Below are 15274 nucleotides of genomic sequence, written 5' to 3' on the forward strand. Positions count from 1 at the left end.
CGGGCCGCTAGGCGGCGTGGACCGCGAAGCTGCGCTCGCGGTAGGCGACGGCGCCGTCGGCGACGGTCATGAGGACGCGGCCGTGGAAGCGGCGGCCGTGGAAGCAGCAGTTGCTCGAGCGGCTCTCGTAGCCGTGCTCGCCCACGGTCCACTCGCGCTGCAGGTCGACGAGGCAGAGGTTCGCCCGCGCCCCGACGGCGACCGTGGGCGTCGGCAGGTCCATCAGCGCCGCGCCGCCGATCAGCCGGTCGACGACGATCGACAGCGGCAGGATGCCCGGGAGGACGAGCTCGGAGTAGACGGCCGCGAAGGCGCTCTCCAGGCCCGTGGTGCCCATCGGCGCCTGCTCGAAGGGCATCTCCTTCTCGTCGCGGGCGTGCGGCGCGTGGTCGGTGGCGATCGTCTCGATCGTCCCGTCGCGCACGCCCTCGATGAGCGCCTGCCGGTCCTCCTCGAAGCCCAGCGGCGGGTTCATCTTCATCGACGTGTCGAGGTCGCGGACGGCCTCGTGCGTCAGGCAGAGGTGGTGCGGCGACGCCTCGCCGGAGACCTTGAAGCCGCGGGCCTTGGCGTCGCGCAGCGCGTCGACCGAGGCGACGCAGGAGAGGTGCTGGAAGTGCAGGCGCCCGTCCTCGTAGCCGGCGAGCGCGGCGTCGCGGGCGACCATCGTGGACTCCGAGAGCCACGGCACGCCCTGGATGCCCAGGCGCGCGGAGACGGAGCCCTCGCGCATCGACCCGCCGGCGGACAGGGAGGGGTCCTCCTCGTGCAGCGCGATGATGCCGCCGCAGAGGCGCTGGTACTGGATGGCCTTGCGCAGGACGCCCGCGTCGGTGACCGGGCGGCCGTCGTCGGTGAACGCGACGGCGCCGGCCTCGCGCAGCTCGTTCATCTCGGTCAGGTGGTGGCCCTCGAGCCCGAGCGTGATCGCGGCGGTGAAGCCGACCGGGATCCGCGCCAGGCGCGAGGCGAGGTCGCGCAGGGACCCCAGCAGCGAGCTGGAGTCGACGACCGGGGAGGTGTTCGGCATCGCGACGACCGCGCAGTAGCCGCCGGCCGCGGCGGCGCGGGTGCCGGTCTCGAGGTCCTCCTTGTACTCCTGGCCCGGCGTGCGCAGGTGCACGTGCGGATCCACGAAGCCCGGGAAGAGGTGCAGGCCCTCGCCGTCGATCTGCTCGGCGTCCGCGGGCGGCTCGATCGAGCCCGGCGCGCCGATCTCGGCGACGACGCCCCCGCGGACGAGGACGTCGTGTGGCGCGTCGATGCCGGCGCGGGGGTCCAGGACGTGGACCCGGCGCACCAGGACGTCGGCGTCGGCGGCGGGCGCGCGGACGAGGGGCTGAAGGCTCATGCGGGGTGCAGCTCCGGTGGGTTGAGGGGGTCGCGTCCGCCGGACCCGCCGCGACCGCGGCGGCCGTCGGGCGGGGAGGTCGGTCCGCCGCCCGAGGCGAGGACCTCGTAGAGGACGGCCATGCGCACGAGGACGCCGGCCCGGACCTGGTCGAGGATCAGCGACTGCGGACCGTCGACGACGTCGCCGGCCAGCTCGACGCCGCGGTTGACCGGGCCCGGGTGCATGAGCAGCTGGCGGGCGCCGAGGCGGCGGTTGTTGATCTGGTACGCCGCGGCGTACTCGCGCAGCGACGGCACGTAGGCCTGCTTCATGCGCTCGTTCTGCATCCGCAGGGCGTACACGACGTCGGCCTCGGGCAGGTCGTCGAGCGTGTAGCGCACGTCACAGCCCAGGACGGAGATGTCCTGCGGGACGAGCGTCGGGGGCCCGGCGACGGTGACGTTGGCGCCCATCGTCTGCAGCCCGAGGACGAGCGAGCGGGCGACGCGGCTGTGGCGGACGTCGCCGACGACCCAGACGTTCAGGCCGTCGAGGGAGCCGAGCCGCGAGCGCAGGGTGTAGATGTCCAGCAGCGCCTGCGTCGGGTGCTCGTGCTGGCCGTCCCCGGCGTTGACGATTGCCGCGTCGGTCCACTGCGTGATGAGCTTCGACGCGCCGGCCCACGGGGTGCGGACGACGATCGCGTGCGGCCGGTGCGCCGCCAGCGTCTGGACGGTGTCGCGCAGCGACTCGCCCTTCTCGACCGACGAGCCGGACGCCGCGAAGTTCACGACGTCGGCCGACAGGCGCTTGGCGGCGAGCTCGAAGCTCGACCGCGTGCGCGTGGAGGACTCGTAGAAGAGGTTCAGGACCGTGCGGCCGCGGAGCGCCGGGACCTTCTTGATCGGGCGGTCGGCGACCTCGGCGAAGCTCGCGGCGCGTTCGCAGAGCCGCTCGATGCCGGCGCGGTCCAGGTCCTCGATCGACAGCAGGTGCCTCATGCGGCGCGATCCTCCGGTGGCGTGGGCTGCTCGGGTCGGGGCGGCAGTCGGCGCTCGATCGCGACCTCGTCGCGCCCGTCGATCTCCGCCACGCGGACGTTCACGCGCTCGGCGACGGCGGTCGGCAGGTTCTTGCCCACGTAGTCCGCGCGGATCGGCAGCTCGCGGTGGCCGCGGTCGACGAGGACGGCGAGCTGGACCCGGCCGGGGCGGCCGTAGTCGAAGATCGCCTCGATCGCCGCGCGGATCGTGCGACCCGTGAAGAGGACGTCGTCGACGAGGACGACGGAGGCCCCCTCGAGCGGGATCCCATCGAGGTGCGTCGCGTGGATGACCGGGCCCTCGGAGTCGCCGGCGGGCGCGAGGTCCGCGACCTCGCCGAGGTCGTCGCGGTAGAAGGCGATGTCGAGGTCGCCGAGCGGGACCTCGAGGTTCAGCAGGGCGCTCAGGCGCTCCTGCAGCCGGGCGGCGAGCACGGCGCCGCGGGTGTGGATGCCGACGAGGACGACCTTGGCGGGGTCGGGATGCCCCTCCACGATCTCGTGGGCGATACGCGCGAGGGTGCGCGCCATGTCGGCGCCGTCGAGGACGGTGGTCTCAAAAGGCATGCGATGGGATCGTCCCGGCCTCTCTGGACCGGCTTAACGAGCGGACGGGAGGCTAGCAGCGTCGTCGGCGTCGTCCTCGGGATCGTCGAGTGAGGTCGCTCCACTCCGGTCGGGACCGCCGGTTGCGGGGGTCGTGCCGCGCGGCGGACGCCCTGCGCCGGGGAGCAGGACGGGGTCGCCACGCTCAGGGAACGGCACCTCGACGACGTCGAAGTCCCGCGGCAGCACCGTGTGCTCGAAGACCGCGCGGGCCTCGGCCAGCGCGTCCGTCGGCCGGTGCCGGGCGGACAGGTGCGTGAGCGCGAGCAGCCCGACCTCTGCCTCGGCCGCGAGCGTCGCGGCCTGGGCGGCGGTGCTGTGCCCGGTCTTGCGGGCGCGGGCCTCGTGCTCGGTGAGGAACGTGGCCTCGTGGACGAGCAGGTCGCAGCGCCAGGCCGCGCGGCGGACGGCGTCGCACGGCTTCGTGTCGCCGGAGAAGACGAGCCGGCGGCCGAACCGCTTCTCCCCCGTGACCTGCTCGGGCCGGACGTCGCGGATCGTCTCCCCCGCCTGCAGCCGGCCGAACTCGCGCGGGTCGTCGACGCCGATCCCGAGCGCACGGGCGGCCTCGACGTCGAAGCGCCCGGGCCGGTCGTCCTCCGCCAGCGTCCATCCGATCGCCGTCGTGCGGTGCTGGACGCCGATCGTCTCCGCGGTCCAGCCGTCGCGCCGCAGCTCGTCGCCGGGCTCGAGGTCGAGCACCTCCAGCGGGTAGCGCACCCCGCCGGCGAGCCGGTGGAGCCCCTCGATCGCCGCGGTCGTGCCGACCGGTCCGGCGATCGTCAGCGGCGCGGTCCGGTCCCGCAGGTCGAACGTCTTCAGCAGCCCGGGCAGCCCGAGCCAGTGGTCCGCGTGCAGGTGGGTGAGGAGCACGAGGTCGAGCTCGACCAGCCCGCTGGACCGCATCATCTGCCGCTGCGTCCCCTCGCCGCAGTCGATCAGCACGTCCTCGCCGCCGCGCCGGACGAGCGTGGCGGGCAGCCCACGGCGCGCCGTGGGAGCGGAGCCGCCGGTGCCGACGAAGAGGACCTCCAGATTCACGCGGCCGAGGGTAGTCGGTGGGTGGTCGGGTGGGCGGGCTCGCGTGGGGCAAAGCGGTGCTCGCCGGCGGGTTCGGCTCCGGTGTGCCCGAGCCGTGGTCGCGCGGTGGCGGGTTCGAACCCCCCTCGCGTCACCGCCTCGCCGACCGTCGGGCGGGCCCGCTACACTGCGTCGCGGACCGGCCACCGGTCCACCGGCGCCCGTAGCTCAGTGGATAGAGTGTCTGCCTCCGGAGCAGAAAGTCGCAAGTTCGAATCTTGCCGGGCGCGCTCCTCGAAACCCCAGTCGGTGGCTGGGGTTTCGTCGTTCCGGAGGGTTGACGTCGGGTCCTCCGGCCCGTTGGGTGGCACGACAGCCCGTCCCCGTACCCCAAACCGACCACGCCGGCGCGGCAGCCGACGATCCGAACGCCTCGTCGGCCTACAGGCAACGCTCAGCTGCGACGGGGCCGGCGGTCGGAAAGTCGGCGCGTGAACAGGTCGACGAACTTCTCGACGGTCACGTCGTGTGGACGGCCTCGGCCCTGTGCCTCGACCATCTGGTTCAGGTACCGGGCGACCATGTGATCGTCAGTACCCATCAGGTGGCCTAGGCCGTTCACCTCAAAGAAGCCGTGCGCCGCCCAGTACGCCGTCCGGCGATTCCCGTCGCGGAAGCTCTGGGATCTCGCGATCCCGAACGCCAACATGCTCGCCGTTCGGATGACCCCGTCGACGTCTCGCGAGTAGGCCACTGCGGCCTCCTGCAGGACACCTAAGAGCGGCGCGCGTTGGTCGAGCGCGAATCGCTCGGGCTGTCCCGCGTCGTCGTGGATCGCTCGGTTGAGGTCTGCGAGCTCGGCGACGTCGGGGAAACCGGGTGGCCGAGAATCCTCATGGCCTGCTGATGTTCCTGCACGTTGCGTCGGAAATGCTCCGCGAGATCCATGGACATCATCATGATACGGGTCGTAGGGCACCGCCGCCAGCCGTCGACGCATCCCAGGTCGTCGCCGAAGACGTGCGATCACGCCTTCGCATTCCCGCGTGCGGTCCGCTGCGCCCGGAGTCGGTGTCGTCGCCCGGCCGCCTGAGCGCGATGTCTCGTGCCAGCTTCGGGCGAGCCGATGTCCCGACGCCCACGAGCTGGAACGGCCGCTGTACGTCGCCCGCCACCCCGACCGCCGCCACCGCCGGATCCGCCAGCCTCTCCCCCGCCTTCGGGTCCGCGAGGTCCGACCAGAACGACACGTGCGCCTCTTCGTGCAGGATCGCGAGGGCCAGCACTCGGGCGCGCGAGGGCGTTGCCGGGTCCGAGGGGTCGAGCGCCGCGCGACGGTCGCGGTAGGTCGTCAGCCATTCGCGGTGGCGGCGGGACTAACCCTCGGCCAGGGCGATCACGGCGTCTGGGCCGGCGAGCTCGGCGGAGGAGAGCTTCAGGAGGGCCGGGTCGCGGGTCTCCGGGTCGCTCGTCGCCTCGTCGGCGAGCCGGGCGTTCAGGGCCTCGCGGCCGGCGGGAGTCAGGTCGAAGACGCGGCGGCGGCCCGTCTGCTCGGTGAGGAGGCCGCGTTCGGCCAGCTGGGGGCGTCGCGGTAGAGCTGGGCGTGCGGGATCGGCCAGAAGTGCCCGACCATCTCGGCGGCGAGGGCCTTCAGGTCGTAGGGGAACACGACCTCGGGTGCGAGGAGCGCCGGGAAGGCGTCGGGGTCGTGGGCCTCGACGGCGGAGCGGAAGGCGTTGGTCATGAGCGCATCACGTCGCCAATGTCGTCCCGCCGCCCGCCGGGCGGTGACCGTGTCCGGCGCCGCCGAACGGCAGCCGCCGTCCCGGTCCGCTCTGGCCGGTGTCGGTCGCGGCCGGCACGTCGACGCGTTCTGACGCCCGCGGTCACGGCGTCCTCGACCCTGGGGTCGTCACCAGCGGTGCGGGCGTGTCCGTCTCCTGGATCGGCGGGTTCTTGGCGCAGCCCGCGAACGCTCCGACGACCAGGAGGACGGGAACGACCGACAGCACGCGCTTCATGGGACTGACGGTACCCGCGGTGTCCGAGGTCGAACACCGCGGGCGCGCAGCACCTGTCCTTGCTCAGCGGCGCAGCGCGATGTTCACCGAGGCGCCCGGGAGCGACTGGAAGCTGCCGTCCTTGACCTGGACGAAGACGCGGTAGGTGCCGCTGTGCTTGATCCGGACGCGGACCGCGTACTTGGCGTACTGGTCGGTGCCGGCCGTCGTGCGGGAGCCCTTGAGGGTGATCCACTTGTCGCCCGACAGGCGCTGGACGCCGATCGCGTCGCCGACGCGGGCCGGGCGGACCCGGCCGGAGAAGCGGAGGGTGCCGCGCGGACGGACCTTGCGCTTGACGTTCGTGGTGACGATCACGCCGACCTGGGTGCCGACGACGGCGGAGGCGACGGGCGACTTGCCGGTCGTCACGACGCGGTACTGGGTGTTGATGCCGAGGCCGAGCAGCGGGAAGGCGAACGCGCCGGTCGACGAGGTCAGCTGGACGTTGCCGGCGGGCTGGAAGCCGCCCGTGTACGGCCACGGGTTCTGCTGCAGCTGGACCTCGCGGCCCGTGCTGTTGGTGCCACCGAGGGTGCCGGCGATGGTCGTCGCGCCGCCGAAGGGCACGACGCTCGGGTTGGCAGCGACCGTGAAGCCGAGCGGCTGGACCGGCGTCTTGAACGTCCGGTCGGCGCCGCGGACGGTGCCCTTGCGGTTGTTGGCGACGATGCGGAAGTGGTAGACGGTCGCGGACTTCAGGCCCGAGATCCCGGCCGTCGCGGCGACCGGGGAGACCCCGGCGCCGGCGCTGGCGCGGGCGGTCTTGGCGCCGTACTTCTTGCTGGTCCCGTACTCGAAGCGGTAGGCGGTGCCGGCGCCGCCGGGATCGACGCGACCGGTGACGGTGGCGCTCTGCGGCGTGATGCTGCCGGCGAGGCCCGTCGCGACAGACGGCTTCGTGACGGCGGGGGCCTTCGTGGCGGCGGTGGCGGCCGAGGGGGCGGCGGCGACCGCGACGATGCCGACCAGGACGGCCGGGGCGATGCGGATCATTCGAGTCTCCTGCGAACGGCGACCGACCGCGGGCGGCGCCTGTCGGGGGAAGCCGGTGCGTTGCGGCACCGGGCGGTCCGTCGAGCGTAGTCGAGGATGCGACCAGCACCGTGAGAGTCGAATGAGAACGCCCTGCTCCCGGGCACCTCCCGGCGTCGTCCACCGGCCGTGACGCCCCCGCGATCGCCGCTCCGCCGGCGGTCGGAAGTCCGTGCCCCCGGGACCGCCGCTCAGGACGTCGGGTACGTGCGCCGGACGCCCGCGCGGCCGAGCAGCGCGACGACGTGGTCGTGGCGCTCGGCGACCCGGGCCAGCAGCGCCGGCAGGTCGGGGGCGGCGTCGCCGGCGACGTGCTCCTCTCCCGTGCACCGCAGCAGCACGATCGACGCGAGATCGTCCGACGCGCACGCCAGACGGTCGAAGGCCTCGGCGAGCCGGGCGCGCTGCCGCGCGGGCACCTCGGCGACCACCGGGTCGACCTCGAGCCGCACGCACCGGGCGTGGAGCTCGCGGACGCCCACGACGACGGGGCTCTCCGGTGAGCTGCGGTCGACCGGTGAGGACGCCAGGGCCGCGAGCCGCCGGGCGTGCTCGAGGAGGTCGCCGGCCGCCCAGTTCGGGTCGGCGGCGGAGGGCGTCAGCATGGCGGCACCGTAGAGCGCCTACCGGACGGAACCCCTCAGTTTGCAGCGACGATGCGCAGGATCTCGTCCTCGAAGGCCACCACGTCGCCGTCGTGGAGCTGCCGCCCGCGGCGCTCCTCGGGCTCGCCGTTGACCGTCACGAGGCCCTCGCCGAGAGCGGCCTTCGCCTCGCCCCCGGAGTCGACGACGCCGGAGAGCTTCAGCAGCTGGCCGAGGCGGACCATGTCCCCACGGATCTCGATGTCGCGCACCCGGCGATCGTCGCAGACCGTCGCGCCGTCCGGCGGTGGCGTCGCGCCCGCGAGCGACGCCGGCGCGCGCGAGGGCCGACAGGGGGTGCGCCGCGGGCGCCAAGGTCTTTGTAAGACTCCGACACATCACGGACTCCAGTTCGTACTCGACGCCGGGTGGTTCCTCCCCGGCGCGGCCGACGGTCCCCCACGTCAGCGCCCTCGACGGGCTTCGCGGTACCGCAGCACTCGGTGTCGCGGTCGGTCACGTGTGGCTGTACGTGAAGGGCGACGGCGCCGCGCCGGACGGACGCCTCCTCAACGGGCTCCTGGGAGAGGGGCGCCTGGGGATGCCCCTGTTCTTCGTGCTCTCAGGCTTCCTGATCTTCCGGCCGTTCGCGGCCGCAGCGCTCGACGGCCGCGCGCAGCCGCGCCTGTGGCCGTACGCGCTGCGGCGCGGTGCGCGGATCGTCCCGGCGTACTGGCTGGTGATCCTCGCCTCCGCGCTCCTGCTGGCGTTCCTCGAGCACCCCGCGGCGCAGCCGGCGTCCGAGGTCATGTCCTACCTGGTGTTCCTCCAGAACTACCGCGAGGGCACCCACGGCGGGATCGATCCGCCGACCTGGAGCGTGGCGGTCGAAGTCTCCTTCTACGTCGCCGTCCCGCTGCTCGGGCTCGCCGCCGCGCGGGCCTGCCGGCGGCTGCGTCGCCCGGCCGCGCGCCGGCGGGTGCTCGCGGCCGTGTGCCTGCTGATCGCCGCGCTCGGCTGCTGGCTGATCGGCCAGGGGACGCTGCACGGCTGGCCCGGCACGACGACCGACACCCTGCCCGTCCGGATGGGCTCGTTCGGCGCGGGCATGCTCGTCGCCGTCCTGACGCACGGTCGGCGGCTCACCGTCGGCCCCGCGACGGCCCTGGCCGCCGCCGGCGTCGCGCTCGTCGCGACCGAGACCGCCGCCCGCATCTACGGGCTCGGCCCCGAGGCCTGGCGCCAGGCGCTGATCGACACGCCCGTGACGATCGGCTTCGCGATGGTCATCGGCGCGATCGTGGCCGGCCGCCCGGTGGGCGCCGTGATCATGGAGCGCGGCCCGCTCCAGCGGTTCGGCGCGTACTCCTACGGCCTCTACCTCGTGCACTACCCGGTGATCAAGGTCCTGCGGTCGTTCGAGGCCTTCCCGCGCGACCCCGCCCTGGCGGTGCTCGTCGTCGTCGGGATCAGCCTCGCGCTGGCGATGCTGCTGTGGCGCTTCGTCGAGCGTCCGGCGATCGCCTGGGCGCACCGCCGCACGCCGTCGCGGCGCACCGCGACGCGGCCGGCCTACGCCAAGGCCGCGTCGGGCGACTGACGGGGCTGACCCGCGTGCTGCGGGCCGGCGGGTGACCGCGAGTCCTACCGACCGCCGGCGTGCCGTCGCCTTCAACGGGCCACCCGTCACGGCCGCGTGCTGCGGGCCGGCGGGTGACCGCGAGCCCTACCGACCGCCGGCGTGCCGTCGCCTTCAAAGGGCCACCCGTCACGGCCGCGCGAAGCGGACCGGCGGGTGACCGCGAGCCCTACCGACCGCCGGCGACGGCGGGGAGGATCTGCAACTCCTGGCGGTCGGTGACCGCCGTGCCGAGGCCGTCGCCGAAGCGGATGTCCTCGCCGTCGAGATAGACGTTGACGAATCGGCGCAGGTCGCCGGCGTCGTCGGTCAGGCTCGAGCGGAGCTCCGGGTGGGCGGTGAAGAGGGACTCCAGGGCCGTCTGGACCGTGGTCCCCTCCGCCTTGACCGTGCCTTCGCCGCCGGTGGCGGCGCGCAGCTGGGTCGGGATCTTGAACGTGACTTCGGCCATCAGACCGACACCTCCGTGCGGTGTTCCGCGGTCGCTTCGAACTGGTCGAAGTTGGCGTCGATCTCGCGGCACTCGAAGGAGCCACGGACCGCATCCAACGTCTTGAGGCCCTCGCCCGTGATCACGATGACCACGCGCTCGTCGGCCCCGATCCGGCCGGAGTCGGCGAGCTTCTTGAGCACCGCCGTCGTCACCCCGCCGGCGGTCTCGGTGAAGATGCCGGTCGTCCGCGCGAGCAGCGCGATGCCCGCGCGGATCTCGTCGTCGGTGACCTGGTCGATCGTGCCGGCCGTCTTGCGGGCCAGCTCGATCGCGTAGGGGCCGTCGGCGGGGTTGCCGATGGCGAGGGACTTGGCGATCGTGTTCGGCTTGACCGGACGGCAGACGTCCTGGCCCTGCTCGAACGCGTGGGCGACCGGGTTGCAGCCGGCGGCCTGCGCGCCGCTCATGATCGGCAGCGCCTTGTCGGCGTCCAGCAGCCCGAGCTCCTGCCACTCGGCGAAGCCCTTGCCGATCTTCGTGAACAGCGACCCGGAGGCGATCGGCGCGACGATGCGGTCCGGCGTCTGCCAGCCCAGCTGCTCGGCGATCTCGTACGCCAGGGTCTTGGAGCCCTCGGCGTAGTAGGGGCGCATGTTGACGTTCACGAACGCCCAGTCGGGCCGCTCGCCGGCGATCTCGGTGCAGAGCCGGTTGACGTCGTCGTAGTTGCCGCGGACGGTGACGACCGTGGCGCCGTAGACACCGGTCGCGAGGATCTTCTGCTCCTCGAGGTCCGCCGGGATGAAGACGTAGACGGGCATCCCCAGGGCGGCGCCGGCGGCGGCCACCGCGTTGGCGAGGTTGCCGGTCGACGCGCAGGCGAGCGTCGTGAAGCCGAGCTCCTTGGCGCGGGCGGCGGCGACGGCGACGACGCGGTCCTTGAAGGAGTGCGTCGGGTTGGCGGCGTCGTTCTTCACCCAGACCTCGCGGAGCCCGAGCTCCTTGGCGAGGTTGTCGGCGCGCACCAGCGGGGTGCTGCCGGCCGGCAGGCCCTCGAGTCCGGCCGTCTGGCCCGGGCCGCTCGCGGCCAGCACGGGCACGCGGTCGACGGGCAGGAAGTCGGCGTAGCGCCAGATGTTCTGCGGGCCCGCCTGGATGCGACGGCGGATGGCCTCGGGGTCACCCTTGGAGGGGTGCTCCTCGTACTTCACCTCGAGCGGACCGAAGCACTTCGAGCAGACGAAATGCGCCTCGAGCGGGTACGTGCTGCCGCACTCGCGACAGGTCAGGGAACTGGCAGACATGGGCTGAACTCCTCGTCGGTCCTCCGCCGAAAGGGTGTGGCGGAGGTCCGTACTGGTCCAGCCACACATCTCTCTGGAATTGGCACCTCTCCGCGTCGGCGATTTCGCGGTGGTTGCCGGGGGTTCAACGGGCCAGTCCCTCCCCCCCTCTGGATGTGTTGATCGGTGCTCGTTGCGGAGCGTATCAATGAACCCCGGATGTCCGGGCTGTGCAGCACGTCCGCGGGCGCCACGAGCCTCGCCCCGGTCCGACGCACCCCCTGCCCGGGACGCTCGGGGCGGCGAGGCCCCCCGCCTATCCCGTCAGCGGGCGACCGCGTCGACGGTGTGGTCGACGCGGGCCAGCAGCGACACGTGCGGCAGGCCCTGGTGGCCGAACAGCGCGCGGCGCCCGAGGGCGAAGGCGCGCTCCTTCAGGGTGTCCTCCGGCGGGTGGCCCTCGCCCAGGCGGATCACGTACGGGCGGCTCTGCTTCTCGACGACGAAGCCGGCGGCCCAGACCATCCGGCGGTGCGCCGCGAGGTTGGGGTGCCACCACTGGACGAGGCCCTCGTCGGCCTCGAGCAGCGCGACGGCGCGACGCGGATGCTGGAGCGTCGCGCGGACGCGGAGCATCTCGGCGGAGAGGAAGTGGCCGGTCGTGACCTTGCGGATCGCCTCCATCGCCTTGACGGGGTTCTGCAGGTGCAGCATCAGGCTGCCGCAGATCGCGAAGTCGAACTCGCCGACCTCCTCGACCGAGAGGTCGTAGACGGAGATCGCGCGGCGTTCGACCTTCGAGCCCAGCAGCCGGTGAGCGGTCGAGAAGCCGGCGGCCTTGTCCTCGCCGACCATGCCCTCGAGCGCCGGGGTGGCGAGCGGCCGGCCGCGGGTGGGGATGTCCCACTGCGACTGGTCCTTCAGGTCGATCGCGACGACCTCGGACGCGCCGCGGCGCTCCATCTCGAACGCGAGGTGCCCGTCCCACGTGCCGACGTCCAGGCAGCGCTTGCCCCGCAGGTCCGGCCACGGCATCGTGTCGATGATCGGCCGCAGGTCGAACCAGCCGGGCGTCGAGATCCCGTGGGGCAGATCGATCGAGTGGTACCAGAGCGGCACCGCGTCCACGGCGGCGCGCACCTCGGCGGCGGTGGGGGCGGCCGCGGGCGCGGTCGAGGGAGTCATGGGCGTGCACGGTACAGAGAGAGGCGCGGAGTAGACTGGTAGGACCGTGCCCGCCGTCGACGACGAACCCCTCAGTCCCGATGCCGACGTTTCCCCGTCCGCGCTTCGGGTTCGGCTCCCGGCCCGCTGAGACCACCTCCTCGGGCCAGGGCGAGCCCGACACGCCACAGATCGACATCGTCGAGGCCCATGGTCTCCGGTGGATCAACCTCGGCCGCTCCAGCCGCGTCGAGATGGCGTGGCTGCACGAGCACTTCGACTTCCACGCGCTGGACTACGAGGACGTCTCGTCCCGCAACCAGCGGCCGAAGGTCGACAAGTACGACGACTACCTGTTCATCGTGCTGCACTTCCCGGACTACGACAAGAACGTCGGCCGGCTCAACGCGCTCGAGCTCGACGTCTTCATCGGGCCGGACTTCGTCATCACGATCCCCAACCGGCCGCTGCGGACGATCGACTACCTGTTCTCGCGCGTCGAGGATCGCGAGGAGGAGCGCGAGCGCCACTTCTCCCGCGGCGCCGGCTACCTGCTCTACCGCATCGTCGACGAGTGCGTGGACGCGTCGTTCCCGATGCTGCGCAAGATCGGCAACAAGCTGGAGAGCCTCGAGGAGGACATCTTCGAGGGCCGCTCGAAGGAGATCGTCCGCGACATCTCCAACGTGAAGCAGGAGATCATCAACTTCCGCAAGATCGTCCGGCCGCAGCGGACGGCGCTGAAGGACCTCAACGCGGCGCGGCGCTACCTCGTCGAGGACGAGGAGCTCTACTTCGACGACATCAACGACGCCTCCGAGCGCGTCTGGGACATGCTCGAGAACTTCAAGGAGGTCGCGGAGGCGCTCGAGGGCTCCAACGAGTCGGTGCTCGCGCACGCCCAGAGCGACTCCCTGAAGGTCCTGACCGCGATCACCGTGATCGTGCTGCCGCTGACGCTGATCGCATCGGTCTTCGGGATGAACGTCAAGGTTCCGGGCGAGGCGGACTCCGGCGCGTTCTGGGTCCTGATGGGGGTCATGGTCACGATCCTCGTGAGCATGGTCTGGTGGTTCCGCCGCAACGACCTGCTGTAGGGCGCCGCGGCGGCCGGGATCACGCCGCAGCTCGGCTCGCGCTCCGCCTAGGCACGGTTCCCGCCCCGCGGGTCTCGGCGCCACAGTGTCGCGGGCGCCGCGGTGGACCGCGGTGCGGGTGGCGGTCAGGCCTCGCGGCGCAGGAGCACGTAACAGAACTGCGTGCCGCGGCCGACGACGTTGGCCACCGCGGTGCCCGACTCCTGCGCCACCGCGGCGAGCCGCGCCAGGTCGACCGCCGAGCCGCGCCAGGCCGGGTCGTCCTGGCCGCGGGGCTCGGTGCCGCGCAGGCGCGCGACGGCGCCGCGGAGGCCGCCCGCACGCGGGAGGTCCATCTCGTGGACGGCCGGGTCGTCGGAGACCTGGAACGCCGCCCAGCCGCCCGGGCGCAGCACCCGGCCGATCTCGCGCACGTAGCCGAGCGTGATCTCCGGGTCGGGGATGTGCTGGAAGACGACGACGGAGAAGACGACGTCGACGCTCGCGTCCGCGACTCCGGTCAGGCCCGTCCCGTCGCCCACCAGGAGCTCGACGTTCTGCAGGTCACGCAGCTCGTGCCGGGCGAGCTCGACCATCTCGGCGCTGACGTCGATGCCGGTCACCTGGCGGGCCTTCGCCGCCGCCGCCCGGGTCATCCGGCCGACGCCGCAGCCGATGTCCAGCAGGGCGTCGTCGGGGCCGATCTCGGGCGCGCCGACCGCCTCGAGGATCGCGTCGAAGTCCCGCCGGCCCTTGGTCCAGAAGTCGTCGGGGTCGTCGGACGCGTACGAGCCGGTCTTGTAGTCCAGCCGGTTGTCGACGTAGAACAGGGCGTTCTCGCGGGCCCGCTCGTCCCAGAACCTCGCCATATGCCCGGAGTCGTTCACGCGCGCCACTCTACGGGCTCTCCCTCGCCCGGCGTCGCGTTCTGGTCGGCCGATCCCGCGACCCCGTCGACGGCGTCCGGCGCGTCCGTCGGCACCGGGCGCGAGGTAGCGTGTCCGGCGTGCCCGACCCCGTCGTCACCGTCGTGGTGCCCGTCCGCGACGCCGCAGCGGACCTCGCCGGTCTGCTGGGCGCGCTGGGGCGGCAGGTGGGCGCCCCGGCGTTCGAGGTCGTGGTCGCCGACGACGGCTCCCGCGACGACGTCGCCGCCGTCGTGCGGGTCGCGCCGATCCCCGTGACGCTCGTGCGCCTGCCCGTCGCAGAGGGGCCCGCTGCGGCCCGCAACGCCGCGCTCGCCGTCGCGACCGGCGAGTTCGTGGCGTTCACCGACGCCGACTGCGCGCCCGTGGCGGGGTGGTTGGCGGCGCTCGTCGCGCCGCTGCGGGGTGGGCGGGCGGTCGTCCAGGGCCCGATCCGGGTGCCGCCGGGCGCCGACGTCGGCCCGTTCGACCGCACGGTCCAGCGGCCGATCCCGAGCGGCCTCCACGAGACGGCGAACCTGGCGGCGCGTCGCAGCGACGTCGTGGCGGTGGGCGGCTTCTCCGCAGGCCCGCGCCCGCAGGGCGGCAAGGAGATGGGCGAGGACGTCGCCTTCGGCTGGGACCTCGTGCGCGCCGGTGCGCCGCTGATCTGGGCGCCCGACGCGGTGGTCGAGCATCCGGTGACGCCACGCGGATGGCGCGGTGCGGCCCGGGAGCGGGCGCGGGCCGGCGCGTTCTGCCGGATCGTGGCGCGCTGTCCCGAGGTCCGCTCGACCGTCCTGAAGCGCGGCGTCTTCCTCGGCGCGCACCGGCCCGGCTGCGACCTGGCGGCCGCGGGCCTCGTGCTCCTGGCCCTGGGACGGATCACGGGGTCGCGCCGCGCGTCGCGGCTCGGCGCGGCGGCCCTGGCGCCCTATGCGGTCGGGCTCGAGCGGCGGTCCCGTGGGCTGGGCCGGCGGGCGCAGCCCGCGTTCGCGGCCGGGCTCCTGGCCGGCGACGCGGTCGAGACCGCGTCCCTGGCCGCCGGGTGCCTGCGCACCGGCACGATCGTCCTCTGACGGCGATCCCGGCGG

Annotated in this window: 17 protein-coding genes, 1 tRNA gene and 1 riboswitch; of the genes, 4 read left to right on the plus strand and 14 right to left on the minus strand. The window is 73.2% G+C overall.

All coding sequences use genetic code 11. The features are described 5' to 3' along the window. Positions 1–7 precede the first annotated feature (7 nt). The 4 genes from AB0L40_RS07120 to AB0L40_RS07135 are packed head-to-tail and all read right to left on the minus strand — an operon-like array spanning position 8 to position 4022. Positions 8–1351, minus strand: a complete 1344-nt coding sequence (locus AB0L40_RS07120) for a dihydroorotase (protein ID WP_364351315.1) — start codon at positions 1349–1351, stop codon at positions 8–10. Next, positions 1348–2334: an aspartate carbamoyltransferase catalytic subunit gene (locus tag AB0L40_RS07125; RefSeq protein ID WP_364351318.1), complete on the minus strand. Its 987-nt coding sequence runs from the start codon at positions 2332–2334 to the stop codon at positions 1348–1350. Before AB0L40_RS07125 ends, AB0L40_RS07120 begins: the two co-directional genes overlap by 4 nt. Beyond that, positions 2331–2942, minus strand: a complete 612-nt coding sequence (gene pyrR, locus AB0L40_RS07130; protein ID WP_364351321.1) for a bifunctional pyr operon transcriptional regulator/uracil phosphoribosyltransferase PyrR — start codon at positions 2940–2942, stop codon at positions 2331–2333. The genes AB0L40_RS07125 and pyrR overlap by 4 nt, the downstream gene beginning before the upstream one ends. Positions 2943–2975: 33 nt before the next feature. Beyond that, positions 2976–4022, minus strand: a complete 1047-nt coding sequence (locus tag AB0L40_RS07135) for a ribonuclease Z (protein WP_364351324.1) — start codon at positions 4020–4022, stop codon at positions 2976–2978. 196 nt (positions 4023–4218) lie between these two features. Between AB0L40_RS07135 and AB0L40_RS07140 the strand changes: the two genes are divergently transcribed. Further along, a tRNA-Arg gene (locus tag AB0L40_RS07140) sits at positions 4219–4291 on the plus strand. 164 nt (positions 4292–4455) lie between these two features. Here the strand turns inward: AB0L40_RS07140 and AB0L40_RS07145 are convergent. The 6 genes from AB0L40_RS07145 to AB0L40_RS07170 form a co-directional block, all read right to left on the minus strand. Next, the gene (locus AB0L40_RS07145; protein ID WP_364351327.1) at positions 4456–5001 is read right to left on the minus strand and encodes a hypothetical protein; all 546 of its coding nucleotides are present in this window, start codon (positions 4999–5001) and stop codon (positions 4456–4458) included. Positions 5002–5520: 519 nt separating this feature from the next. Then, on the minus strand, positions 5521–5745 hold the full coding sequence (locus tag AB0L40_RS07150) for a hypothetical protein (protein ID WP_364351330.1): 225 nt from the start codon (positions 5743–5745) through the stop codon (positions 5521–5523). A 142-nt stretch (positions 5746–5887) separates the two neighbouring features. Continuing rightward, positions 5888–6022, minus strand: coding sequence for a hypothetical protein (locus tag AB0L40_RS07155; protein WP_364351333.1), 135 nt, complete (start codon positions 6020–6022; stop codon positions 5888–5890). A 63-nt stretch (positions 6023–6085) separates the two neighbouring features. Then, positions 6086–7057 (minus strand): hypothetical protein, encoded by a 972-nt coding sequence (locus AB0L40_RS07160; RefSeq protein WP_364351336.1) that lies wholly within the window; start codon positions 7055–7057, stop codon positions 6086–6088. A gap of 230 nt (positions 7058–7287) precedes the next feature. After that, entirely contained in the window at positions 7288–7701 is a 414-nt protein-coding gene (locus AB0L40_RS07165) for a hypothetical protein (RefSeq protein ID WP_364351339.1), read from the minus strand. 35 nt (positions 7702–7736) lie between these two features. Then, entirely contained in the window at positions 7737–7952 is a 216-nt protein-coding gene (locus tag AB0L40_RS07170; protein ID WP_364351342.1) for an RNA-binding S4 domain-containing protein, read from the minus strand. Positions 7953–7987: 35 nt separating this feature from the next. Here AB0L40_RS07170 and AB0L40_RS07175 point away from each other — a divergent pair, with 35 nt between their 5' ends. Then, complete coding sequence (locus AB0L40_RS07175) at positions 7988–9280, plus strand: acyltransferase (protein ID WP_364351345.1); 1293 nt, start codon at positions 7988–7990, stop codon at positions 9278–9280. A 208-nt stretch (positions 9281–9488) separates the two neighbouring features. On the opposite strand, the gene AB0L40_RS07180 is transcribed toward AB0L40_RS07175, so the two are convergent. The 3 genes from AB0L40_RS07180 to AB0L40_RS07190 form a co-directional block, all read right to left on the minus strand. Further along, entirely contained in the window at positions 9489–9770 is a 282-nt protein-coding gene (locus AB0L40_RS07180; RefSeq protein ID WP_364351348.1) for a ubiquitin-like small modifier protein 1, read from the minus strand. After that, on the minus strand, positions 9770–11056 hold the full coding sequence (thrC, locus tag AB0L40_RS07185) for a threonine synthase (RefSeq protein WP_364351351.1): 1287 nt from the start codon (positions 11054–11056) through the stop codon (positions 9770–9772). Before thrC ends, AB0L40_RS07180 begins: the two co-directional genes overlap by 1 nt. Before the next feature lie 62 nt (positions 11057–11118). Continuing rightward, positions 11119–11216: riboswitch (SAM riboswitch) on the minus strand. Positions 11217–11359: 143 nt separating this feature from the next. Further along, positions 11360–12220: a methyltransferase domain-containing protein gene (locus tag AB0L40_RS07190; RefSeq protein WP_364351354.1), complete on the minus strand. Its 861-nt coding sequence runs from the start codon at positions 12218–12220 to the stop codon at positions 11360–11362. Between the two features lie 80 nt (positions 12221–12300). On the opposite strand from AB0L40_RS07190, the gene AB0L40_RS07195 reads away from it, so the two are divergent. Then, positions 12301–13296 (plus strand): magnesium transporter CorA family protein, encoded by a 996-nt coding sequence (locus tag AB0L40_RS07195; protein WP_364351357.1) that lies wholly within the window; start codon positions 12301–12303, stop codon positions 13294–13296. 125 nt (positions 13297–13421) lie between these two features. On the opposite strand, the gene AB0L40_RS07200 is transcribed toward AB0L40_RS07195, so the two are convergent. Further along, on the minus strand, positions 13422–14162 hold the full coding sequence (locus AB0L40_RS07200) for a class I SAM-dependent methyltransferase (RefSeq protein WP_364351360.1): 741 nt from the start codon (positions 14160–14162) through the stop codon (positions 13422–13424). Positions 14163–14281: 119 nt separating this feature from the next. Here AB0L40_RS07200 and AB0L40_RS07205 point away from each other — a divergent pair, with 119 nt between their 5' ends. After that, entirely contained in the window at positions 14282–15259 is a 978-nt protein-coding gene (locus AB0L40_RS07205) for a glycosyltransferase (protein ID WP_364351363.1), read from the plus strand. Positions 15260–15274: the final 15 nt, after the last annotated feature.

Source organism: Patulibacter sp. NPDC049589, assembly GCF_040675535.1.
Lineage (GTDB): Bacteria > Actinomycetota > Thermoleophilia > Solirubrobacterales > Solirubrobacteraceae > Patulibacter.